The sequence below is a fragment of the Brevundimonas sp. Root1423 genome, from assembly GCF_001426805.1.
In genome coordinates this window covers 96,073-118,429 of record NZ_LMFL01000008.1, presented here as the reverse complement: position 1 = coordinate 118,429, position 22,357 = coordinate 96,073, and the positions used below count along the sequence as shown (strand labels likewise).

Here is a 22,357-nt window from a genome sequence, read left to right as displayed (position 1 = left end):
CCTCGGTGAAGCGAGCCTTGGGGCCCGTCTATTTTTCGGGTTGGGTCAGGGCGGCGTAGACAAGGGCGCGGGACTGGGCGCGGAAGGCGTTTCCGACCGGGTCGGCCAGGCGCTGGATCAGGCCGATGAAGATCAGGTCGTTCTCGGGATCGATCCAGAACCACGTCCCTCCCCCGCCGCCCCAGCTCAGCGTGCCGCGACCCTCGACGAGACCCAGCACGGGCGGATCGATGACGACAGCGAAGTCGAGGCCGAAACCGAAGGCCGGATTGAAGGGCAGCAGCCTTAGCGGACTGGACGTCTCCAGCACCGCGTCCGGGATCACGTTCCGGCCCATCAGATCGACGGAGTCCGGCGCGAGAATGCGGACGCCGTCCAGCGTCCCGCGGTTCAGGATCATCTGGCAGAACCGGGCGTAGTCCGTGGCGGTCGAGACCAGCCCGCCCCCGCCGCCCTCGAACTTCGGCGTCTGCGTGAAATCGTTGAGAGGCATGTCGAAGGCCTCGGTCGCCGGCTTCAGACCGCCGGCCCCGTCGTCGGCGTAGATGGCCGCCAAGCGGTGGACATTGTCCGGTCGGGTCTGGAACCCCGTGTCGACCATGCCGAGCGGATCGAAGACGCGCGCCTGCAGGAATTCTCCGAAGGTCTGACCGGACAGCCGCTCCACGATCAGGCCCTGAAGATCCGTGGCGATCGAATAGAACCACTCCGTCCCCGGTTGGAACATCAGGGGGATGCGGGCCGCTCGCCGGACCAGATCATCCAGGCTTTCCACCCGCAGCACGCCCTGTTTCCGGTACGCGCGCTCGACCGGGTGAACGTCGAACAGACCGTAGCCGAAGCCCGCCGTGTGGCTCATCAGCTCGCGCATCGTCGGCGGGCGAACCGCGTCCTCGACGACCATGGAGCCGTCCCCATCGACGCCGGCGTAGACCTTCAGGTCCGAAAACTCCGGGATGAATTTCGTGATGGGGTCGTCGAGCCGCCAGCGCCCCTCCTCGAACAGGATCATCAGGGCCACGCCGGTGACCGGCTTGGTCATGGAGTAGATGCGGAAGATCGCGTCCCGGCCCAGCAGCGCCTCGTCATCGAGCCGCGCCCTGCCCCGTGTCCTGAAATCGACGACCTGTCCGTGCCGCATCAGCAGGGTCGAAACGCCGGCCACCTGCCCCGCCCCGACCATGTCCGCCATCCAGGCGTCCAGGCGTTCGAGGCCCGCCCTGTCGAAGCCCAATGCTTCGGGGTCGGGCGCGAGCGGAAGGCCGCCGGCCTGCGTCATGGCTCCCCGCTCTTCCGGCGTTCCGCGGTCCGGCCTTCGCAGATGCCGATGAAGCCGTGCGCCATGAAGGCGGCCATCCGGCTCTTGATGGCGTCGAAGTCGTCCGATTTGCACAGGCCGCCGGAGAGGTGATCGATCCGCCCGGTCCGCGCGAGGGTCAGCGTCAGGGCGCCGGTGACAAAGTGATAACCCCAGAAGATGTCCTCGTCCGCGCAGTCCGGCATGGCCTTCTTCAGCAGGCCGATCAGCCGCAGGACGACTGGATCGTAGAGGCGGTCCATCACCTCTGCGCCCCATGCGGGGGTGTTGTTGATCTGGGCGCTCAGGGCGCCGAAATGCCGCCAGCCCTCGCCGCCGGTCGAATAGGTGTCCAGGTCCGTGTCGAGGAAGGCGCGCAGGGCGCCTTCAACCGTCGGATTGCCGCCGACCGAGGCCTCATAGGCGTCCAGGGCTTCCATCCGGCGACCGACGGTGATCGGCGCGCGCCGCGCCATGACCTTGTCGAACACCTCCTGCTTGTCGGTGAAATAGTAGTGCACCAGCGATTTGTGGACGCCGACCTTGTCGGCGATGTCCTTGACCGTAACCCCGTGCAGGCCGTGCTGCGAAAACAGCTCCTCAGCCGCGTCCAGGATTTGTTCGAGGCTCTCGGCGCGTTGCTCGGCCTTGCGGCGGGGGGTGCGGACGGGCGTGGACATGACCTGAACCTCAAGACGGTCCGGCGCATCCTGATACCGACGCGCCGACTCGATGACGGAGACATCGGTCATCCTAAGCGCCCCCATAGGTGGCGCGAAGCTGCGTCTTGTTGATCTTGCCCGTAGCCGCCAGCGGCATGGCCACGACCCGGACGATCCGCTCGGGAATCCACCAGTCGGCCACGCGTCCCTTGAGGCTTGCTTTCAGCGCCTTGTCCTCGATCTCCTGCCCCTGCGCCGGCTCGATGACCATGAGAGGACGCTCGCCCCATTTGGGATCGGCCCTGCCGATCACCGCGACCAGACTGATCGACGGCAGGGCGCCGACGATCTCCTCGATCTCGACAGGGTTGATCCATTCGCCACCTGACTTGATCAGGTCCTTGGAGCGTCCTGCGAGGGTCAGATTGCCCGCATCGTCGATGATCGCCAGATCGCCCGTATCGAACCAGCCGTCGGCGTCCAGCGCGGACTCCGACGCGCCGAAATAGCCCTGCGCGACGCTCTGACCGCGCACCTTCAGATGGCCCGGCGCGTTGCGCTGATCCGGCAAGGGCGTCCCGGCCGCGTCGGTGAGCAGCAGGTCCAGCCCCATCGGCGGTCGTCCCGCGCCACGCGCGGCGCCGGTTTCACTGCTCCGGGGGGAGATCGTGCCCAGCGGCGACAGTTCGGTCATTCCCCAGCTGGTCTGGACCGTGGCGCCCAGCCGGCTTTCCATCCGCCTCAACAGGGTGTCCGGGCAGCTGGAGCCGCCGATGATGATCCGCTCAAGGCTCGGCGTTTCGCCGCCCGTGGCGTCGAGATGGTCCAGCAGACCCAGCCAGACGGTGGGCACGCCTACGGCCACGGTGACGCCATGTCGGTTGATGAGGTCCGCGAGACTGCGTCCGTCCGTGACCCGCCCGGGCAGGACCAGACTGGCTCCCACGGCCGGCGCCGCGAAGGGCAAACCCCAGGCGTTGGCGTGGAACATGGGCACCGCGACGAGGATGGTGTCCGCGGCCGTCAAGGCCATCGCATCGGCCTGGAGGGACCGGATGGTGTGCAGGTAGTTCGACCGGTGGGTGTAGGCGACGCCCTTGGGCGCACCGGTGGTGCCGGACGTAAAACACAGGCCCGCCAGCGACCGCTCGTCGAACTGGCCCCACGTCGTCGCTCTGCCGCGATCGGACAGCAGCGTCTCCAGAACCGTGATAGGGGCGTCTCCGCGAACCGCCGCAGGCCGGTCGCCGTCCAGAAGGATCAACTGCTCGATGCAGGGGCAGGACGCCGCCAGCTTTTCGGCCATGCCGGCGAGGCCGGCGCCGACGGCCAGGACCCGATCACCGGCCTCGGTAATCATCGCGGCGAGGTGCGCGATCGTCAGTCGGGGATTCAGCGTGTGGCAGACGAGGCCGGCGCCCATGGCGGCGTACCAGACCTCGACATGGTGCTGGCTGTTCCATGCCAGGGTGGCGATGCGATCACCCGGCGTCAGACCCAGCGACAGAAGCGCGCCGGACAGCCGGTTGGCCCTGACCCGCAGATCGGCGTAGCCGACAGCCTGATCGCCGTCCTCCGCGGCCGTGATCACCCGCGCCTGCCCATGCCATTTGGCGCCGTGATCGAGGAAACGATCCACGGTCAGGGCGTAATCCTGCATCGGGCTGAAGACGCGCGTCGTCATGCCCGGATCGGTGCTGGGTTAAGGGAGATGGCAGAGGCCATGGGAGGGGGATTCCACGCGTTACAGGACGCCGGCGCCGGGCCGGCGATCACCGCGAGGGCGACGGAAGGGGAAACCGCCGCCCTCACGGGTCCGATCAGAAGGTCTTCATCAGGTTCAGACCGATCTGCCGGGGTGGTCCGGCGTAGCGCAGGCCCGCATTGATCGCAGCGATATAGGTCTGGTCCGTCGCGTTCAGCGCGTAGGCGGCGAGCGTCCAGTCGCCCTTCTGCCAGGTCAGTTTGAGATTGACGATATTGCGCGCCTCCAGCCGGTCGCCCAGCGCTTCGTTGTTGAAGATGGAGGTCCAGGACTCGCCGATGTGCGAGTAGTCGATGCGCGGCGTCAGGGTCGCACCGCCGCTGAGAGCGAACTCGTACTGGGCTCCGAAGTTGAAGGTGACCTCCGGCGCATAGCTCTGACTGTTGCCCGCGAGGTTCTGGCAGTTGCCGCCAGCAGGCCCCGTCTCGGGATTGCAGGGGCGGCGCGCCAGGCGCGGATCGACGGCGAAGAACTCGCCCAGCTCGGAGCTCGAGATGGAGCCGCCGACATCAACCGACCACTGCCCCAACCGCATCTGGGCAGAGCCCTCGATTCCCTTCAGCACCGTTTCGCCGGCCACGTTCACGATCGAGTTGAACAGCGGGACTGTCGGATCGCCCACGACGACCTGGAAGCCTTCATAAGCCATGTAGTACGCGCCCAGCTGGGTGCGGACACGGCCGTCGAACATCGTCGACTTCCAGCCCAGTTCGTAGTCGATGACGTCTTCCGGCCCGAACGAGCTCGCCGGCACATAGAAGTTCGGCGCGTTCAGCCCGCCCATCTTGAAGCCCGTTGCGACGAAGCCATAGACGAAGTTGTCGTCGTTGACCTTGTAGTTGAGGCTCAGCTTTCCGGTCGTCTTCTCGGCGGTGACCTCGTCATTCTGGAGCAGGGTCAGGCCGAAGGCCGGATAGGTCGTATAGACATTGTCATTGGTCGAGGTGCTCTCCGACCAGCGGGCGCCCAGCTGGACCTGCAGGCGGTCCGACACGTCGTAGCTGATCTGGCCGAAGACGGCCTGGGTCTCCTTCGGCGTCTCGCCGAAGATGTAGTAGTCGACCACACCCTCCGGGAAGCCGACGTGATAGGCGCCCTGCGGGAAGCTCGTGACCGGGAAGACCACGTCGTCATACTGCCAGAACGCGCCCAGGATCCAGGTCAGGCGCTGGTCGTCAGGCGATACGATGTTGAACTCCTGCGACCAGACCTCCTCCTCGACGCGGTCGTAGAAGGTGTTGTTCAGCAGGCGGGTGCCATCCAGATCGGTCGAGAACTCGCTGATGCCGTCCTGATAGCCGGTGATCGACCGGATGGTGATGCCGTTGTCGAACACATAGCTGACGTTCAGCGACACCCGCGCGGTCTCATCCTGCCCCGAGTGCGGACCGTTGGCGGTGATCTCGAACGGATCGTTGGTGGCCAGCGCAGGATCGGCGGGGTAGCCGCCGAAATCCAGGTTGTTGTAGTCGCCCTTCAGCAGCACCCGCAGAGCGGGCGTTGGCGTCCACAACAGGCTGACGCGCGCGCTGTTGGAGGTGATGTCGCCGGGGTGGCCCCTATAGGGTCCGGTGATCTCGTGGAAGCTGTCGCGAACCTCCGAGTTGCCGGCGACGCGCAGCGCCAGGGTGTCGGTCAGCGGCAGATTGACCGCGCCCTGAAGCTTGATGTTTCCGTAGCTGCCGACCTGCCCCATGGCATAGCCATTCACGCCGGTGAAATCGGGGTTGCGGGCGTTGATGAAGACCGCGCCGCCTGTCGCGTTCGTGCCGGCGAAGGTCCCCTGCGGCCCACGCAGCAGCTCGACGCTGCCGATGTCGTAATAGGGCTCGGTCTGGAAATAGCCCGGGAAGACGGCCACCCCGTCACGATAGGTCGTAACGCCGACCCCGATCGCCGTGGTCGGCTCGGACTTGCCGATGCCGCGCACATTGAAGAAATTGCCCTGACCGAAATTCTGCACCGTGGTCGAGGGAGCGACGAACTGGAGTTGCTCCAGCGAGGTCACGCCCTTGTTCTCAAGGTCCTCGCCGCTCAGCACAGTCGCCGCTACGGCGGTCTCCTGCAGATTCGTCGTCCGGCGTTCAGCGGTGACGACGACATCATCCAGCGTCGTATCCTGCTGTTCGGCGGCCGTATTGTTCGCGGCCGGCGTCGCTTGCTGGGCCTGTGCGGCTCCTGCCCACAGCAGCACGGCGGCAGATGTCGTGATCCAGAGCTTGCGGCCCATGGTCGTCCTCCCTCGAGATGTTTCCTCGGCGCTCTTGCGACGCCATGAACCGGACGGTCCCACCGAACCGCAGCCGTGTCAATCTTCACTAGCCGCCGAGTGAATGTTGACCATTTGGCCAATGTCAGGGCAGGTTCGCTACTGTTCGCAGAGAGCGGCGAAAGCTTCCGGAGTGACCCATGTCCATTGATCTGACGCGCCGCGTGGCGATTGTCACAGGCGCCGGCGGCGGCCTGGGCCGCAGCCACGCGCTGGCTCTGGCGCGCTACGGGGCGCGGGTTGTCGTCAACGACATGTCGCAGGCCGGAGCCGAGTCGGTGGCGTGCGAAATTGAGGCATCAGGCGGCGAAGCCTTGGCATGGACATGCAGTGTCACTGACCGCGACGCCGTCGAAGCCATGGTCGCCGGCGCAGTCGCGCGCTGGGGATCCATAGACATTCTGGTCAACAACGCGGGCATCCTGCGAGACCGGACGTTCGCAAAGATGGACCTCGACGACTTCGCTACCGTGATCGATGTCCACCTGATGGGGTCGGTAAACGTGACCAAGGCCGCATGGCCGCATATGCGCGAGCAGGGCTACGGCCGCATCATTTTCACGACCTCGTCGTCGGGCCTCTACGGAAATTTCGGCCAGTCCAACTATTCCGCCGCCAAGATGGCCCTGGTCGGCCTGATGCAGACGCTGGCGCTCGAGGGCGAGAAGTCCGGCATTCGCGTGAACTGCCTGGCGCCCAGCGCCTCCACGCAGATGACCGCCGGCCTTTACTCCGAAGAGGACCTGAGGGGTCTGTCGTCTGACCTGGTCAGCCCCGGCGTCGTCGCCCTGGCAGCGGAAGGCGCGCCGACCCGGGTGGTTCTGCTGGCAGGCGCGGGCGCCTTCGAACAGGCTCACGTGACCATGACACGAGGCGTCTATGTCGGAGACTCGCCCGACGCGGCCGAACAGATCCAGATGCAATGGCTGCGAATTTCCGACCGCGTGGACGAAGTCGTCCCCGCCTCCGGAGCGGCCCAGTATAACCACGAGGTCCAGCATCCCGACCGGCGCGTACTCGAGCTTCAGGCCGTCAACGGGTAACGCATGACGCTTTCCCCACCCCTGCCCTCATTCAGGCTCGACGGAAAAAGGGCTCTCATCACCGGGGCGGGACGAGGAATCGGCGCCGCCGGGGCGGCCGTCTTCGCCCAGGCCGGCGCCGCCGTCACCCTGTGCGCCCGCAGCGGCGCAGAACTGGACGCAAGGGTCGCGGAAATTCGGGAAGCAGGGTTCGAGGCCGAGGCCTTTGTTATGGATCTGAACGACATCGCCGCCGTTCGCCGCGAGATCGGGGCGCGAGGTCCGTTCGACATCCTGCTCAACAACGCCGGGGTCAATCGCATCCGGACAATCACCGAGGTGACCGAGGACGACTATGACGCCGTCCTGAACCTCAATCTCAAGGCGGCGCTGTTTGTCGCGCAGGCGGTGGCGCAAGGGCTTCTGGAAGCGGAACTGCCCGGATCAATCATCAACGTGTCGTCTCAGATGGGCCATGTGGGTGGTGGCGGCCGGTCGCTCTACAGCGCCTCGAAGTGGGGACTGGAGGGCCTGACCCGGTGCATGGCAATCGAACTGGCGCCCCACGGGATTCGGGTGAACTCGCTCTGCCCGACTTTCATCGACACGGCCCTGACGCGCCCGATCCTCGACACTCCGGGCACGCGCGAGCATGTGCTGAGCAGGATCAAGCTCGGGCGCCTCGGCCGCATGGAAGAGTTGGCCGGTCCGCTCCTGCTGCTGGCGTCCGACGCCTCAAGTCTGATGACAGGAAGCTCGCTGATCGTGGACGGCGGCTGGACCGCGGGCTGAGAGCCAAGGGGGTCCGACGGACAGCACCTCCACCGTTTTCCCAAGCCCCGTCCTTGAGCAGATAACCGGGCCAGGCCCGGACAGCGGGCGCTTTGAGGCGAGCCGCCGGTTAGCCCCTCCCAAGCCGCCCCGGGGCCAGATTCAGCATTCAGGCCGGAGGCCCCCTCGCGGCAAAGACCCGGCATCCGAGCAAGCTGACGAAAGGGACTTTCACTCAAGCAGACTAGCGCTGGAGCGGAGCCGAGCCGAGCCGAGCCGGGAAGAGGGCGCCGACATCCGCGGTCAAACCCTTGACTCAAACTCTACCTATGTAGATTTAAAGCCCATGATACGTTCTCGCTCGCTTTCGCCCGCTACACGATCCGTTCTCGCGTCTCTTGCCGAGGTCGGTTCGAATTGGTCGCATGGTTATGATTTGTGCCGGGCCACCGGGATCAAATCAGGCACGCTGTACCCGCTCCTTATCCGGCTCGAGAGCCAGGGACATCTGGAGGCGCAGTGGTTGCCTGCGGAAACCGGGCGCCCTCCCCGCCACGCCTACCGGCTGACGGCCGCCGGCCACCGGCTGGCGGCGGAAAACCCGCCGTTGACAGAACGTGCGCTCTCCCCGGCAGGCCAGCCCGCGTGACGGCGGCAGAACGGATCGTACGGGCGTGCCAGTCCTGGGCGCCCGGGCACTTACGTCATTGGACGGAAGCGATGGCGAGAGAAGCGGCTGAAATCGATCGGCCGGGACCGGCTCTTCTCTTCGCATTCGGATGCGCGGTCTGGACCGCCAGGGCATGTTTCACGGACGCAGTTCAAAAGGCGCTCTCGCCAGATGGCGCCCAACCCCATGGAGACTTCACGGTGACGGTTCATGATCGCTGGCGGGGTCGTGGCCTCGCACTCGTCTGCGCGATCACAGCCACACTCCTCGGCCTGGTCTATCTCGACGCCGGAGGCGCGCCGGATCGCATGCTGACCATGAACCTTGCAGCCCTGGCCGCCGGTCTCGTCGTCGCCCTCCCGTTCTTCCGCCATGATCCCGTCGAGCCTCCGGTGGCGGGCCTCCTTGCCGTTTCGATCGGCGCGGCGTTGCTCCTGACCGCCTTTTTGGGCAACGAAGCCTCGGGCGCCCGGCGCTGGATCGTGATCGCGGGGATCGTGCTGCAACCCAGCCTGGTGCTCCTCCCGCTTCTCATCACCGCGGTCGCCCGCTCGCGCGATGTGCTCACAGCCGCCGGCGTCGTGAGCGCGGCCGTCGCCCTGGCGCTTCAGCCCGACAGGGCGATGGCGGGGGCGCTGGTCGCCGGTCTCGCTGCGGTCGTTCTGTTGACGCGTGATCGGCTGGGCCTGTTCTGTCTGATGGTGTCGACAGCCAGCTTCGCGATCACCTGCCTGAGCCCCGATGTTGTGCCGCCGACGCCGTTTGTGGACCGGGTCTTCCGCACAGCATTCTCGGTCGGTCCGGCGGCAGGCGCGGCGGTATGGGGTGGAGCCGTCCTGTTGCTCGTGCCTGCTACGCTGGGGGTCATATGCGATCGAGGCCACCGGGCGATCCATGGAGCCTTCGGCGCAACATGGTTGGCGATCATTGTTGCAGCGGTCGTGGGGGATTATCCGACACCGCTGGTCGCCTACAGTGGAAGTTCGATTGCAGGCTATATCCTCGCCTCCGTCGGGCTTCCGCGTGGCAGGACCCTGTCGTCCAGGTCCGACCTGGGCGACATCGAACGACCGACGTCGGCGAAGACGTCAGATGCGAAGTTTGTCATCGCCGCGCCATGATCGCAGGTCGCCTTGCGCGGTTGCAACGCCGGGCATCGCGACCTTTACGGAGGGCGAGGAGCTTGCAGATCAGCAGAGCATGGGCTCATGGGGTTCGATCAGCAGGCCGTGGGGGGATGACCGCTCCCACACCGGCCGGAGATAGTCCTCCAGACTGGGCCCAACCGGGTATTCGACGCCCAGCATGATGATGACGCCGCCGAGATTGGTGACCAGCACCGTGTCGAGCACGCCGTCGTTGTTGTTGTCGCCGATCTCGTGGAACAGCACCTGGACGCCTTGGGTGAACTCGAGACGGTCCTTGCCCACCTCGAAGTCCAGGATCTTGTCGATGTCGCTGGCGATGCCGAACACGATAGTGTCCGCCCCCGCCCCGCCGGTCAGCAGGTCGTTGCCGCCGCCGCCCAGGATGAAGTCGTCGCCGGCTCCGCCCAGCAGCTGGTCCTGGCCGAGCCCGCCGTTCAGCGAGTCGTTCCCCGCGCCGCCGTCGAGGAGATCGTCGCCGTTGCCGCCCACCAAGGTGTCGATGCCGGCGCCGCCGTACAGCTTGTCCGTCCCGTTGCCGCCGTCGAGGCGATCGGCCCCGTCGAGGCCGTACAGGATGTCATTGCCGTTCTCTCCGGTGATGACGTCTTCGCCCGCCGTGCCGGTCAGGGTGTCCTTGCCGTTGCCGCCCTTGATCACGCGGCTAGGCCGAGACATAGCCGCCCTTGATCACGCGGCCGTCGGCGACGCCCCTCACGGTGAAGGTCACCGTCGCCGTGCTGGTCTCGCCGCTGGCGTCGGTCACCGTATAGGTGAAGCTGTCCGTCGCGGTCGCGTCGGTGGTCAGCAGATCGAACGCGTCCGCGTCCGCGACGTATTTGAGCGTTCGGGTCGCGGCGTCGAACACGATGCTCCCCTTCGTGCCGGTGGTGTTCACCGACGCGATGGACAGGCCCGCGCCGCCGGCGTCGTTGGCCAGCAGGAGTGACCACAGATTGGCCGAGGTCGCGTCCTCATCGATCTGCAAGGGGCCGTCATTGGTTCCGACCGGTCCTTCCTTGACGTCCTCGACGACGATGGCGGCCTCGCGATCGACCCAGGCGCCGGCTGCGTCCGTGGCGCGGATGACGATCCGCAGGCTCGGCGTGGCCTCGTGATCGAGAGCGCGGGTCGTCGTGATGCGGCCCGTCGCCGGATCGATGCGGAACCGGCCCTGGGCGTCGTCCGTCAGCGAGAAGACGAGGGCGTCGTCTTTCGGATCCTCGGCCGAGGCCGTTCCGACCACGGCGCCCGCGGCCGCATTCTCCTTCACCCGGGCGCCGTCCAGGGCGATGGTCGCGGGGGCCTCGTTCACATCGCCGACCGTCACCGTCTGGTGGTGATCGACGAACAGCCCGCCGGCGTCCGTGGCCCTGACGACGATGTCGAAGGCAGCCTCGGTTTCGTGATCGAAGGGCCGCGTGGTGGTCACCACGCCCGTGTCGGGATCGATGACGAACAGGCCGTCCGCGTCGTCGACCAGGCTGTAGACGAGCGCATCGCCGTCGGGATCGGCGGCCCGATGACGAACAGGCCGTCCGCGTCGTCGACCAGGCTGTAGACGAGCGCATCGCCGTCGGGATCGGCGGCCGTGACCGTGCCGACCGCCGTCCCGGCCGCGGCGTTCTCGGCGACGACGGCATGGTCCATGGCGATGGAATGCGGCGTCTCGTTCACGTCGCCGATCTGGATCACCAGGGTGCGCTCGATGTACAGGCCCCCGGCGTCCGTGGCCCGGACGACGAGGCTGATCGACTCTTCTGCTTCATGATCGAACCCGGCGTTGGTGGTGACCACGCCCGTGGTCGCGTCGATGGAGAAACGCCCGCCCGCGTCGTCGGCCAGCAGATAGGTCACGGCGTCCCCGTCCGGATCGACGGCCGACACCACGCCGACGACGGTCCCGGCGGGCGCGTTCTCGGAGACCGTTCCTCCGTCGATCGAGATCGCGCGGGGCGCCTGATTGACAGGATCAGGATTGTTCGGATCCGGCGCGAAGCGGAAATCGTCTGCCGCAAGGTCTTCGGGTTTGACGCCCTTGAGGGTGATGTAACTGCCGGTGCGACTGTCCATGGCGATCCGCACGTCGCCATTGGCGTCGGTGCTCAGGTACGCGCGCAGTTGCTGCAAGCTGTGGACGTCCGACAACTGCGTCAGGTCGATAATATCGCCTGCGCCGACACCGGCATCGAAGTCGAGGATGACATCTTCCCGACTGAAATAGCGGGAGGCGACGAAGGTGTCATTTCCGCCGCCCCCGGATGCGGTGTCGCTACCCGTATCGAGGTAGAGCGTGTCGTTCCCTGATCCCCCGGCCAGTGTATCGTCACCGTCGCCGCCGATCAGAACGTCGTCGCCGTCTCCGCCATCGAGCAAGTCATCGAAGAAGCCGCCGCGCAACAGATCATTCCCGCCCTCGCCGAAGAGGGTGTCGGAGCCGTAGCCCCCGCTCAGGTCATCGTCGCCGCCACGCCCCCGGATGACGTCGTCGCCGAACAGGCCGACGATGGTGTCGTTCCCCTCGGTGCCGACCAGGGTATCAGCGGAATCCGTACCCTGAATGACCGATGTCCGGGTCGGGTCGATGATGACATGGCCATAGTCGCCGATGACCATGTTGGCGCCGGTCAGCGCCGTCGGCGCGACCGCCGTGAACGCAGCCAGCTCAACCGCCTCGCCGGACCCCGCCGCCCCATCGGCGTCGAACAGCAGAACCGTGTCCACTCCCCGGGCCTCCAGCTTCAGGTGACCCGTCGCAAACAGATTGGTCTCGCCGTCCCAATTCGCGGTCACACCGTCGAGCACGCCGACCAGGCTGATGAGATCGCCGCCCGCGCCTGTCGTGAGGTCCTCAATGACGGAACCGGCGCTGTTGATGCCGAGCACGAATGTATCCGACCCCGTGCCGCCGATCAGGCGGGAACCGAGTCCGGCGTACAGGGTGTCGTTGCCCGCGCCACCGTCGAGGATATCGCGATCGGCGCCGGCGGACATGCGCGCCGCCGACCTGTGGAGAGCTGACGCGGTGGGCCCGTCTGCGAAAATGACGTCATCATCGTCGCCTCCGTTGATCGTGTCCGACCCGCTTCCGCCGACGATGAAATCATTCTCAGATCCACCCTCCAGCAGATCGTCGCCTCCTCCGCCGTATATTTCGTCGCTGCCGGACTCGCCGTGAATGATGTCATTGTCGTCAGCATCCGACTCCACAGCGACAAAGTTCAGGTCTTCGTCCCGATAGGCGCCATCGCCGATCAGCACGTCTCTGCCCTGGCCGCCGAACAGGCCATCGGTTCCCCCGCCGGCGCCTCCGATCAGAACGTCGTAGCCGGATTGGCCACTGATAAAATCGCCGCCTTCCTCTCCCCAGACCTCATCATTTTTGCCGCCGGCATAGATGATGTCGTTCCCTTCGCCTCCGAAGATGAGGTCGTTCGAATCGTGTGCTGTGTCGCTGCCGACCCATTTCAGATCGGAGTCGAGCGTCGCCAGGTCGCCATAGATGTGATCGTTTCCAGCTCCGCCGAAGAGGGTGTCGAACAGCGTCGCCTGCTCACCGAACAGCCAGTCCTCGCCCTCGCCGCCATAGATGGTGTCCTCGTCGAGACCGCCCCAGAGCTCATCCGTGCCGCCGTTGCCGTAGATGGTGTCGGCCCCGGCCTGGCCGTAGATGATGTCGAGACCATCGTCGGCCGCCACATCGTCAGGATCGCGGGTCTTTCGGTCGCCGTAGAGAGTGTCATCGCCGGAGCCACCGAACAGCCGGTCCTTGTCGCCCTCATTGGCCCCCCCAATCAGGACGTCATGGCCACCGCCTCCGTGGAGAACATCGCTTCCCGCACCACCGTCGAGGTCGTCGCCCCCGTCGTTCAGGAAGTCGTCTACTTCACCGTCGCCATAGAGGGTGTCGTCGCCTTCGCCTCCGAACAGTTCATCACGACCGATGAGGTTACGACCGCCAAACAGGGCGTCCTTCCCGTCGCCGCCGGACAGAAGGTCAGCGTCGGCATCACCGAACAGGGTGTCGTTTCCTCCGTCGCCAAACAGAAAATCGCGGCCGTCGCCGCCCATGATGATGTCGCTGTCTCCGACCGCATCGTCTCCATCATCGCCGTGAATGATATCGCCTTGCCCACCGCCGCTCAGCCAGTCGCTGCCGATCTCATTGCGGCCTCCGTAAATGAAGTCCTCGCCGTCCCCCCCGTATATGTGATCCCAACCCGTGCCGCCGTGAAGATGGTCGCCGCCGCCGTTGCCGTAGATTGTATCGTTGCCGGCCCCGCCATCGATGTGATCGACGTTGTCGCTGGGGAAGCTCCCGCCGTTGCCGTGAGAACTGTCGATGGAGGCGTCGCCGTGAATTCGGTCGTCGCCATCGCCGCCGGACAGGTGATCGACGCCGCCTCCGCCGTACAGCCAGTCGACTCCTCCGGCTCCGGTGATGGTGTCATCGCCCTCCAGCCCTTCAACGATATCGTCGCCTTCGAGCGCGCTGATGTGGTCGTTCGCTTCCGTGCCCAGCAGCTCGTCGTCGTCGTTGGTGCCGAGGATCCAGTGATCTCCGTCGGGGAAATCCCCCTCGCCGCCGTTGCCGACGCTGCCGAAGGGGTTGGCGACCCGGAACACGTCGGACTTGCCGTTGTCGTCGTCATCCGTAAGGGGCTGGTCGGTTTCGAAGGTGATCCAGCTGCCGTCCGCCGAAATCTGGATGTTCTTGAACGGGTCGCCTTCTGTCGCCAGCGCCAGCACGACCGTCTGGTGAGTCAGCGCGTCGTAGAGGTAGAGGCTGTGACCGCCATTGTAGTTGCCATTCTGGTCGAACGCCGCGGTGTAAACGACGAAGCGTCCGTTGGCCGCCATGGTCACGCTGGATACGTCGTTTTCAAACCCTGCACCGACGATGACTGTTCCGTACCCTTCCTCTCCCGCATATTTAACCGTCAGAGTGCGCCCCTCATGCCCCCACTTCACCGTCGTGGATGTGCTCGAACCCCATGTTGAACTGTCCGACCAAATAATCGCACGGTGCGCATCCGAAGGATGAGACTGGCGCAGCGTCACGCCCGAAGCCGCCGTCCAATAGGCAGAGTACTGGGCGTAGCCCATGTCGTGGATCGTACTGACCTCATCGATCCTGACATGGACGCCGGGCGTTCCGAGGAGGTCATCGGGCAAGTAGCTTTCACGTCTCGTCTCGCCCGTGACCATGTCGTAGACGAACAGATCCGTTGAGCCGTACTGCGTATTCCTGTCTTCGAGCTCGCCATCCGCCGAAGACGTGACGAGGATGTCGTTCGCTTCGCTGACATAGGCGATGTAACGCCCGTTATTCGAGATGCCGGCCACGTAAGAGCCGCCACTCGCGGCGCTTCCATCCGCGTTCGTGCTGATCAGTCGCGTGGTCTGTGTCAGGCGGTCGTAGACGAAGACATCGGCCTCGCCGTTATTGTCCGCCGCGCCCGCGACAAGGTTGGATGCGGTGGAGGTGTAGGTAACGTAGCGCCCGTCCCCCGACACCTTCGCATTGTACGCGGAGCCATTGACCGGTCCGCCGTCGACAGCGCGGTCAATCCGTTCGACCTTGCCGGTCTCCATGTCCCTTATGTAGACGCCCGCCCCGGACGCGGCCTGACCGCCCACGATATCCCTGGCGTCACTCACATAGACCACATACCGCCCGGTGCTCGACAGGTCGGCTCCGGAGGCGCTTCCCTCCGACTGGCTGCCGGCGAAGTTGGTGCTGATGCGTTCGATGGACATGACGAAATCCGGTTTGGCGTTAAGAGAGCGCCGGCGAGCAACGGGTCAGGACCGAACAGCCTAGTCGGCGCCGGCGCCGGGTTTTCATTCGCTGCGACGGGCTATCGACGAACACCGGGAAGGCTGCTGCCCTTGCCGGCGGCAGCCGATCCGCGCACGAGGGCTGAAGGGCGATCTGCACCGTTTCCGTCGAGGCCTGATCGAGGCACAGGCGACCAGTTAACAGCAAGGCCGGAAACCGCCGGTCTCACCCGGCCGGGGGAAACGTTGCCCCTGGTAGGAGTTTATTTAGCTCGCCCTCCGGATAATCACCGACGGGGGACGAACATATGGAGATCGACGCCCCCATGCCCGCTCACCGCATTCTGATCGCCGACGACGATCCTCTTCTGCGGGCGCTGCTGGTGCATCGCCTTTCCGCCGACGGATACGAGGTCCACACGGCAGAGGATGGCGGTCAGGCCCTCGTCGCGATCCGGGAACAACAGCCGGATCTGATCGTCCTCGACGCCCTGATGCCCGTTATGGACGGGTTCGAGCTCCTGCGCCGGATACAGGCGGACAGTCTGTCGGATGCGCCCGTGATCATGCTTACGGCGCTCAAGCGCGAACAGGACATTGTCGGCGCGCTTCAGCTGGGCGCTGCGGACTATCTCGTCAAACCCTTCATCCCCGACGAACTGGGCCAGCGGGTAAGACGCCTGCTCCAGGCGAAAGGCCCCGAGAGAGGAGTTGTCCGTGATCGTAGCGCCTGAGCCGGCCGCCATCGTTCAGACGGACACGCAAAGCCTTTATCGCTCCGCAGTCGCCGACCGCCTCGCGGGACGTCCCGCCGACGCCGTGCCCAAGCTGGAGCAGGTGCTCGCCGCGCGGCCGGATGATGTCGACGCCCGACTGAACCTCGGTCTTGCACTGTTGGCCCTCGGACGGCTCGATGACGCCGAGGCGGCTTTCCGGACCGTGCTGGACCGATCTCCCGGCTATGCGGACGCTTGGATCGGCCTGGCGCGGGTCGAACAGCGCCGCGGCAATCTCGGCGCAGCGCGGAATATGGCCGCTGAAGCGCGTCGCGTCGCACCCGACAGCCAGGACGTCCTTTCGCTTCAGGCGGCGCTGAAGCCGGCGCCCGTATGGCGAGCCGACATCCATACAGCGCGCAGCCGGCTGTCGAACGGCCTGGCGGACTGGACCGAAACCCGCCTGTCGATCGCGCGACGGCTGGATTCAACCTCGTCGATCGCTCTCGCGGTCGAGGCGACCGAGCGTTTCGGAAATGAGGACGTCTATCTGGAGGCACGGCTCGACAAGTTCGTCGAAGGCCGCTCCGGCTATATCGCAGTGGGCGGCGCGCCCGACGCTGACTATCGGCCGGAAATCGGCGTCGCCGCCGGCGGGCGCATCGACCTTGACGCCGTGGTCGCCTTGACCGTGGACGGCTCGGTCGCGCGCTATCGCACCGGCACGGTGACCAACCTGCATCCGGGTCTGGCCCTCGATCTGGCCGCCGATCGCGTCCAGCTGTCGGCGCGCTGGATCAACGTCTGGGACGAACAGGGGGAATACCGGAACGGCTATGCCGCGCAGGCCCGCTGGCAGACTACGGATCAGCTGGCCCTGCGCATGGGATACGCGGACGCGCCGGAGACCACCAATGGCGTCACGGTGGATGTATCGGCGTGGAACGTGGGCGCCGAGGTCGCCCTCACCGACCGGCTGGCGCTCAGGGTGGGGTATCTGTCCGAGGACCGCGACGCCTACGATCGCGAGGAACTTTCGGTCGGACTTGGCTGGCGGTTCTGATGACCAGCCTGATGCTGATCTGGTCCGTGTCGTTGGCGCTGACCGCGGCTGCGGTTTTATGGATGATCGGCTTGATCATCGCCCGGATCATCAGGGAAAGAACGGAACGTCGGCGAGAGCGCGACCGACAACTGATCCACCGTGCATTCCTCGACATCCTCGCCGGGTCTGGAGACGCGGTGGGCCATCTTTCCGGCGTCCGTCGCCGGGCCAGGGTGATGGCCGAATCCCTGCTGGATGTCGTCGCGCTCGTGCGCGGCGCAGAGCGCGAACGTCTGATCTCCGCCCTTCAGGCCTTCGGGATCGATGAGGTGTTCAGCCGTCGGCTGTTCAGGGGCTCGGTCGCCGGAAGGATGGCGGCCGCCGAAGCGCTGTCGATTTTTCCAGGGCCCGGCGGGAAGCAATCGCTGAGAAAAGCCCTGAGCGGTGCGCGTGAAGCCGAACTTCGTGTGGGTCTGATGGGCTCGCTGATCGACCTCGGCGCTCCGCCGTCTCTCGAGGAGGTTCTTGCCGATCTGTCTGGCCGGAGGGCTTCGGATTCCATGCTGTACCTGCCTCTGATCGCCCGCCTTGTGGCCGGTGACCCGCTGACGGCGCTGCAGGCGTTCGGCGACCCGAACCTGACCGGAGACGCCCGCATCATCCTCGCCGAGTCGTTGGGCGCCAGCGGCGACTACCGTGCGCTCGCGCCTCTATGCATCGCCGCACGTGCGCCCGACGTGGAGCTCCGCATCGCCTGCATCCGCGGTTTGACCGCTCTCGGGCATCCGGCGGCGGAGCCGGTCATCCTGGACGCCATGTCCGACACTGCCTGGTTTGTGCGGGTGGCGGCCAGTGAAGCCGCCGGACGGATCGGTCTCAGGCAGGCCATTCCGGAGTTGGCGGCCCTGCTTGAGGACGAGGTCTGGTGGGTTCGCTTCCGGGCAGGCGAGGCGCTGGCCGCACTGGGAGATGTCGGGCGCGAGCGGCTGGCGCAACTCGCGGCGACCGGCGGGGACCTGTCGCGGCGCACCGCCGCCATCGTGCTGGCAGAGCGCGGCCTGGCGGAGGTCGCCTGATGGACCTCGTTGTCATCGTGCTCCGGGCCCTCGCCGAGGCGATCGCCCTTGTCGTCATCGGGACCGGCCTTTTGCAGAACGGGATCTATTTAATCCAGCTGGGCCTGGCTGCGGCCGCCCTCATCCAGACGCCCCCTGTCGCCTCCGGCGGCCTGCTGTGGCGGCGGTATGCCGACGCGGCGCCCCCGATCGCCCTGCTTGCTCCCGCCTTCAATGAGGCCGCGACGATCGCCGAGAGCGTCCGCTCCCTCCTGTCGCTGCAATATCCGAGCTTTGAGGTCATCGTGATCAACGACGGCTCGCGTGACGAGACGCTTCAGGTCCTGATCGACACCTTCGAACTGCGGCCGGTGCAGCGACACTTCGAGCCAGCTCTCGCCCATGCCCCGATCCGCACGATCTACGGCGCCCGGCACCAGCCCAGACTGATCGTGATCGACAAGGAAAACGGCGGCAAGGCCGATGCCCTCAACGCCGGGATCAACGTCTCGCGCGCCCCGATCTTCTGCTCGATGGACGCCGATTCCCTGCTGGAGCCGGATGCCTTGCTCCGGGCGGTCCGGCCGTTCGTCGAGGACCCCGAGCGGACAGTCGCCGTAGGAGGGACCGTCAGGGTCGTGAACGGCTGCGTCATTTCCCACGGTCGGGTGACCGAAGTCCGGCCCTCCCGCAATATTCTGGCCCTGCTCCAGACCGTTGAATACCTGCGCGCCTTCCTGATGGCCCGCCTCGCCTTCAGCCGGATCAATACTCTCACGATCATATCCGGCGCCTTCGGTCTGTTCCGGAGGGTTCGGGTCATCGAGGTCGGCGGCTACACTCACGGCACCGTCGGCGAGGACATGGAACTGGTGGTCAAGCTCCATCGCCTGATGCGTGACAAGCGCCTGCCGTACCGTATCGCCTTCGTCCCCGAGCCGGTCTGCTGGACCGAGGCGCCAGAGGATCTGCGCGTTCTGGGTCGACAACGGTCTCGCTGGCATCGCGGGGCGCTGGAAACATTCGAGCGGCACCACGATGTCCTCTTCAAACCCCGTTACGGAAGGGTGGCGGTGGTCGGCTTCGGATACATCCTGCTGGTCGATGTTCTCGGACCGATCGTGGAGGTGCTCGGTTATCTCCTGATCCCGCTGTTCTGGGCTTCAGGGCTGCTGTCCACAGAGTATCTGCTGGCCTACATCGCGGTCAGCTTCACCTTCGGCATCGTGATTTCAGTGGGGGCGCTTGCCCTTGAGGAGTCCGAACTCCGACGCTTTCCCCGTGCCCGCGACCTCGTCCTCCTTACCGCCATGGCCGTGCTCGAAAACTTCGGATACCGGCAACTCAACAACATGTGGCGCCTGCGCGGCATATGGCAGTATCTGCGCCGAAGTCAGTCCTGGGGGACCATGACCCGCAAAGGCTTCTCTCCACAGACCAAGGGAGCGCCCGAGTGACCCGCAAGCTGCTGAAAACCACTGCGTCTCCCGAGCGCGAACGGCTTGCCACGCTCCATGCGCTGCGCATTCTCGACACGCCGCCGGAGCCCCGGTTTGATCGCCTGACCAATCTCGCAGCGAGCCTGTTTGACGTTCCCACGGCGTTGATCTCGCTGATTGACGAGGAGCGGCAGTGGTTCAAATCCCGCCTTGGTCTCGAGCTTTGCGAGACGCACCGGGAGGACGCCTTCTGCAATCGCGCAATCCAGCTGCCCGCGGGCAGCGTCATGGTGGTTCCTGACGCCACCCGCGATCCGCGTTTCGTGGACAATCCCTACGTCACCGGAACGGACGGCGTCCGGTTCTACGCAGGCGCGGTCCTGACCAGCACGTCCGGCCACAACCTTGGCACCCTCTGCCTGATCGATACGAAGCCCCGGACCTTCGACAAGGCTCAGCAAGCCCGGCTCCGGGAGATCGCCGAGCTGGTGTCGGAACAGATCGAGTTGACGGCCGAGCGGTTGGCCGCTGAGGAAAAGCGCCGGTTGCTGGAACTCGCAGAGTCCGTGTCCCGGGTCGGCCACTGGCGTTGGCAGCTCGACACCGACGAGTTGACGTGGTCCGACGAGGTCTACCGCATCTACGGCCTGCCGCCCGGCGCTCGCGTTTCGCGAAACGACCTCGCCCAACTCTACACGCCGGAAGAGCGCGACGAGCGCGAAGCCTTCATCCGGCGCGTTCTGACGGACGGCCGTCCGGAGGAATTCGAAACGTCGATCCGACGCCCGGACGGCGAGATTCGCCGCGTCGTCCTGAGCGCGCTGCGTCAAACCACGGATGACGGCCGCGTCGACGCTCTGTTCGGGGTCGTTCAGGACATCACAGAGCGTCATACGGTGGTCGATCGGCTCCGGCGAAGCGAGGCACGCTACCGGCTGCTGGCGGACCATATGGATGACGTGGTCACCCGCCTTCGGCCCGACGGCCGCAGCAGCTATATATCCCCCGCCGTCACCTCGCTTCTGGGCTATCGCCCATCCGAGATGGCGGGGCGACCGGCGCAGGACTTCGTCCATCCCGACGACCGGCCGGCGCTCATCGCCGCGTTCCTGAAGCTGGGCGCCGGGCTCCGTCGCTGCACCTTGCAACAGCGTGCGCTCCGACGCGACGGAAGCGCCATATGGGTGGAAACCAGCTTCCAGTCGGTCGCCAACGAGGCGGGAGACACGGTCGAGATCATCGCGGTAATACGCGATGTCTCCAGACGCAGGGAAATGGAGGAAGACCTCCGTCAGGCCCTGGACCGCGCCGAGGCGGCGTCCGACGCCAAGTCCCGGTTCCTTTCCAACATGAGCCATGAGCTGCGCACGCCGCTGACCAGCGTCATCGGCTTCGCGCGCGTGCTTCAGTCGCGCGAGGGCCTTGGCCCGGTCGAACGCAAGTGCGCGGACCGGATTCACCTCTCCGGCGAGGTTCTGCTGTCGGTGATCAACGACATCCTGGATTATTCAAAACTTGAAGCGGGCGCCGTCGTGCTCGACGACCGGGTCTTCGAGCCGCGCTTGCTGGTCCGTGAGGCGACAGAAGTCATGCTCGGTCAGATCGAAGAGAAATCACTGTGGCTTTCGCAGGACATCGAATCCGATGTTCCGCTCGCGCTTCGCGGGGACCCGGTCCGCCTGCGTCAGGTTCTGCTCAACTTTCTCGGCAATGCGGTGAAATTTACTGAGCGAGGAGGCGTCAGCATCGCCGTTCGCATGGCCTCGCGTGCGGCTGATCAGACCGCCCTTCGGTTCTCGGTTATCGACACGGGAGTCGGCATCGAGCCCGAAGCCGCCCAGGCTCTGTTCGAACGCTTTGTCCAGGCCGACCAGTCCACCAGCCGACGGTTTGGCGGCACCGGACTTGGCCTGGCCATCTCTCGTGAACTGGTTGAACTGATGGGCGGCAGCATTGGCGCGAACAGCGTCCCGGGCCAGGGCTCGACCTTCTGGTTTGAAGTCCCTTTCAGCCTTCCGGAGTGATCTGATGGCGAAACTCTGCGTTCTGCACGTCGACGACGATGCGAGTATCCGCGAACTGACCGCGCTCGCGTTTGATCTGGGTGGCGAGGGTCCGGTTCATTCCGCGTCGTCTGGGCCCGAAGCGCTCCGGCTGCTGAACGACGGGTTGAACCCGGATCTGATGCTGCTGGACGTGATGATGCCGGGCATGGACGGGCCGACACTGCTCGGCCTTGTTCGAGAAATGCCCGGCCTGGCCTCTACGCCGGCGATTTTCATGACCGCGCAAACTCAGGATCACGAGCTTGCAGGGCTTCTGGCGCTCGGGGCGGTGGGCGTGGTCATCAAGCCGTTCGATCCCATGTCGCTGAGCGCGCAGGTTCGAGGCCTGCTCGGAAAGACGACGTGACGGATCCGCTCGAAGCCCTGCGCGCCCGGTTCATCGAGCGATGCCGGACCGACCTCGCTGTGCTTAAGGCGGCGCCCGACGAAGCCGAACTCGCCTTGACGATCCATCGACTGGCCGGATCGGCTGGCTCCTTCGGCTTCCCCACCATCAGCGCGATTGCCGCTGACATCGACATGTCCCTGAGGAGCGGCGACGCTCGATCACGCGAGCAACTGGACAACCTGATCCGCGTCCTTGAGGACGCCTTTACAGGCTGAAGGCCGCATCGGCGTTGAAGCCCGTCGACCACTGACGAAGCCGTGTCGGGA

18 protein-coding genes are annotated in these 22,357 nt (G+C 65.7%); 11 read left to right on the top strand and 7 right to left on the bottom strand.

The features are described from left to right. Nucleotides 1–28: 28 nt before the first annotated feature. The 4 genes from ASD25_RS05835 to ASD25_RS05820 form a co-directional block, all read right to left on the bottom strand. Nucleotides 29–1,279, bottom strand: a complete 1,251-nt coding sequence (locus tag ASD25_RS05835; RefSeq protein ID WP_056615465.1) for a serine hydrolase — start codon at nucleotides 1,277–1,279, stop codon at nucleotides 29–31. Next, a complete protein-coding gene (locus tag ASD25_RS05830; RefSeq protein WP_056615588.1) occupies nucleotides 1,276–1,977 on the bottom strand; it encodes a TetR/AcrR family transcriptional regulator in 702 nt (233 codons plus the stop codon). The genes ASD25_RS05835 and ASD25_RS05830 overlap by 4 nt, the downstream gene beginning before the upstream one ends. A gap of 73 nt (nucleotides 1,978–2,050) precedes the next feature. Continuing rightward, on the bottom strand, nucleotides 2,051–3,643 hold the full coding sequence (locus ASD25_RS05825; RefSeq protein ID WP_235562629.1) for an AMP-binding protein: 1,593 nt from the start codon (nucleotides 3,641–3,643) through the stop codon (nucleotides 2,051–2,053). 136 nt (nucleotides 3,644–3,779) lie between these two features. Next, the gene (locus tag ASD25_RS05820; RefSeq protein ID WP_056615463.1) at nucleotides 3,780–5,954 is read right to left on the bottom strand and encodes a TonB-dependent receptor; all 2,175 of its coding nucleotides are present in this window, start codon (nucleotides 5,952–5,954) and stop codon (nucleotides 3,780–3,782) included. A gap of 179 nt (nucleotides 5,955–6,133) precedes the next feature. Here ASD25_RS05820 and ASD25_RS05815 point away from each other — a divergent pair, with 179 nt between their 5' ends. The 4 genes from ASD25_RS05815 to ASD25_RS05805 all read left to right on the top strand — a co-directional run bounded on the left by ASD25_RS05815 (nucleotide 6,134) and on the right by ASD25_RS05805 (nucleotide 9,577). Continuing rightward, nucleotides 6,134–7,036, top strand: coding sequence for an SDR family NAD(P)-dependent oxidoreductase (locus tag ASD25_RS05815; protein WP_056615460.1), 903 nt, complete (start codon nucleotides 6,134–6,136; stop codon nucleotides 7,034–7,036). A gap of 3 nt (nucleotides 7,037–7,039) precedes the next feature. Continuing rightward, on the top strand, nucleotides 7,040–7,807 hold the full coding sequence (locus ASD25_RS05810; RefSeq protein WP_056615457.1) for an SDR family NAD(P)-dependent oxidoreductase: 768 nt from the start codon (nucleotides 7,040–7,042) through the stop codon (nucleotides 7,805–7,807). Between the two features lie 325 nt (nucleotides 7,808–8,132). Continuing rightward, entirely contained in the window at nucleotides 8,133–8,435 is a 303-nt protein-coding gene (locus ASD25_RS29175; protein ID WP_082572233.1) for a PadR family transcriptional regulator, read from the top strand. A 221-nt stretch (nucleotides 8,436–8,656) separates the two neighbouring features. After that, the gene (locus tag ASD25_RS05805; protein WP_056615456.1) at nucleotides 8,657–9,577 is read left to right on the top strand and encodes an FtsW/RodA/SpoVE family cell cycle protein; all 921 of its coding nucleotides are present in this window, start codon (nucleotides 8,657–8,659) and stop codon (nucleotides 9,575–9,577) included. A gap of 69 nt (nucleotides 9,578–9,646) precedes the next feature. Here ASD25_RS05805 and ASD25_RS05800 read toward each other — a convergent pair whose 3' ends face one another. Genes ASD25_RS05800 through ASD25_RS05790 form a run of 3 tightly spaced genes read right to left on the bottom strand, consistent with a single transcriptional unit; the run spans nucleotide 9,647 to nucleotide 15,361 of the window. Next, complete coding sequence (locus tag ASD25_RS05800; RefSeq protein ID WP_056615453.1) at nucleotides 9,647–10,261, bottom strand: calcium-binding protein; 615 nt, start codon at nucleotides 10,259–10,261, stop codon at nucleotides 9,647–9,649. A 4-nt stretch (nucleotides 10,262–10,265) separates the two neighbouring features. Then, a complete protein-coding gene (locus tag ASD25_RS05795) occupies nucleotides 10,266–11,084 on the bottom strand; it encodes a cadherin repeat domain-containing protein (RefSeq protein ID WP_235562633.1) in 819 nt (272 codons plus the stop codon). Continuing rightward, entirely contained in the window at nucleotides 11,030–15,361 is a 4,332-nt protein-coding gene (locus ASD25_RS05790) for a cadherin domain-containing protein (protein WP_056615448.1), read from the bottom strand. Before ASD25_RS05790 ends, ASD25_RS05795 begins: the two co-directional genes overlap by 55 nt. A 329-nt stretch (nucleotides 15,362–15,690) precedes the next feature. On the opposite strand from ASD25_RS05790, the gene ASD25_RS05785 reads away from it, so the two are divergent. From ASD25_RS05785 to ASD25_RS05755, 7 genes are read left to right on the top strand one after another with little or no spacing between them, the layout of a single operon-like run. Beyond that, the gene (locus ASD25_RS05785) at nucleotides 15,691–16,116 is read left to right on the top strand and encodes a response regulator transcription factor (RefSeq protein ID WP_200943557.1); all 426 of its coding nucleotides are present in this window, start codon (nucleotides 15,691–15,693) and stop codon (nucleotides 16,114–16,116) included. After that, entirely contained in the window at nucleotides 16,100–17,161 is a 1,062-nt protein-coding gene (locus ASD25_RS05780; protein ID WP_056615445.1) for a YaiO family outer membrane beta-barrel protein, read from the top strand. The genes ASD25_RS05785 and ASD25_RS05780 overlap by 17 nt, the downstream gene beginning before the upstream one ends. Further along, the gene (locus ASD25_RS05775; RefSeq protein ID WP_056615442.1) at nucleotides 17,161–18,219 is read left to right on the top strand and encodes a HEAT repeat domain-containing protein; all 1,059 of its coding nucleotides are present in this window, start codon (nucleotides 17,161–17,163) and stop codon (nucleotides 18,217–18,219) included. The genes ASD25_RS05780 and ASD25_RS05775 overlap by 1 nt, the downstream gene beginning before the upstream one ends. Beyond that, nucleotides 18,219–19,655, top strand: a complete 1,437-nt coding sequence (locus ASD25_RS05770) for a glycosyltransferase (RefSeq protein WP_056615439.1) — start codon at nucleotides 18,219–18,221, stop codon at nucleotides 19,653–19,655. The genes ASD25_RS05775 and ASD25_RS05770 overlap by 1 nt, the downstream gene beginning before the upstream one ends. Continuing rightward, entirely contained in the window at nucleotides 19,652–21,661 is a 2,010-nt protein-coding gene (locus ASD25_RS05765; protein WP_056615436.1) for a PAS domain S-box protein, read from the top strand. Before ASD25_RS05770 ends, ASD25_RS05765 begins: the two co-directional genes overlap by 4 nt. A 4-nt stretch (nucleotides 21,662–21,665) precedes the next feature. Further along, entirely contained in the window at nucleotides 21,666–22,049 is a 384-nt protein-coding gene (locus ASD25_RS05760; RefSeq protein WP_056615431.1) for a response regulator, read from the top strand. Next, nucleotides 22,046–22,306, top strand: coding sequence for an Hpt domain-containing protein (locus ASD25_RS05755; RefSeq protein WP_056615428.1), 261 nt, complete (start codon nucleotides 22,046–22,048; stop codon nucleotides 22,304–22,306). The genes ASD25_RS05760 and ASD25_RS05755 overlap by 4 nt, the downstream gene beginning before the upstream one ends. The last annotated feature ends 51 nt before the right edge of the window (nucleotides 22,307–22,357 follow it).

Coding starts and splice junctions, on each gene's coding strand:
- ASD25_RS05835 (WP_056615465.1), bottom strand. CDS start 1,279: ATGACGCAGGCCGGCGGCCTTCCGCTCGCGCCCGACCCCGAAGCATTG.
- ASD25_RS05830 (WP_056615588.1), bottom strand. CDS start 1,977: ATGTCCACGCCCGTCCGCACCCCCCGCCGCAAGGCCGAGCAACGCGCC.
- ASD25_RS05825 (WP_235562629.1), bottom strand. CDS start 3,643: ATGACGACGCGCGTCTTCAGCCCGATGCAGGATTACGCCCTGACCGTG.
- ASD25_RS05820 (WP_056615463.1), bottom strand. CDS start 5,954: ATGGGCCGCAAGCTCTGGATCACGACATCTGCCGCCGTGCTGCTGTGG.
- ASD25_RS05815 (WP_056615460.1), top strand. CDS start 6,134: ATGTCCATTGATCTGACGCGCCGCGTGGCGATTGTCACAGGCGCCGGC.
- ASD25_RS05810 (WP_056615457.1), top strand. CDS start 7,040: ATGACGCTTTCCCCACCCCTGCCCTCATTCAGGCTCGACGGAAAAAGG.
- ASD25_RS29175 (WP_082572233.1), top strand. CDS start 8,133: ATGATACGTTCTCGCTCGCTTTCGCCCGCTACACGATCCGTTCTCGCG.
- ASD25_RS05790 (WP_056615448.1), bottom strand. CDS start 15,361: ATGTCCATCGAACGCATCAGCACCAACTTCGCCGGCAGCCAGTCGGAG.
- ASD25_RS05785 (WP_200943557.1), top strand. CDS start 15,691: ATGGAGATCGACGCCCCCATGCCCGCTCACCGCATTCTGATCGCCGAC.
- ASD25_RS05775 (WP_056615442.1), top strand. CDS start 17,161: ATGACCAGCCTGATGCTGATCTGGTCCGTGTCGTTGGCGCTGACCGCG.
- ASD25_RS05770 (WP_056615439.1), top strand. CDS start 18,219: ATGGACCTCGTTGTCATCGTGCTCCGGGCCCTCGCCGAGGCGATCGCC.
- ASD25_RS05760 (WP_056615431.1), top strand. CDS start 21,666: ATGGCGAAACTCTGCGTTCTGCACGTCGACGACGATGCGAGTATCCGC.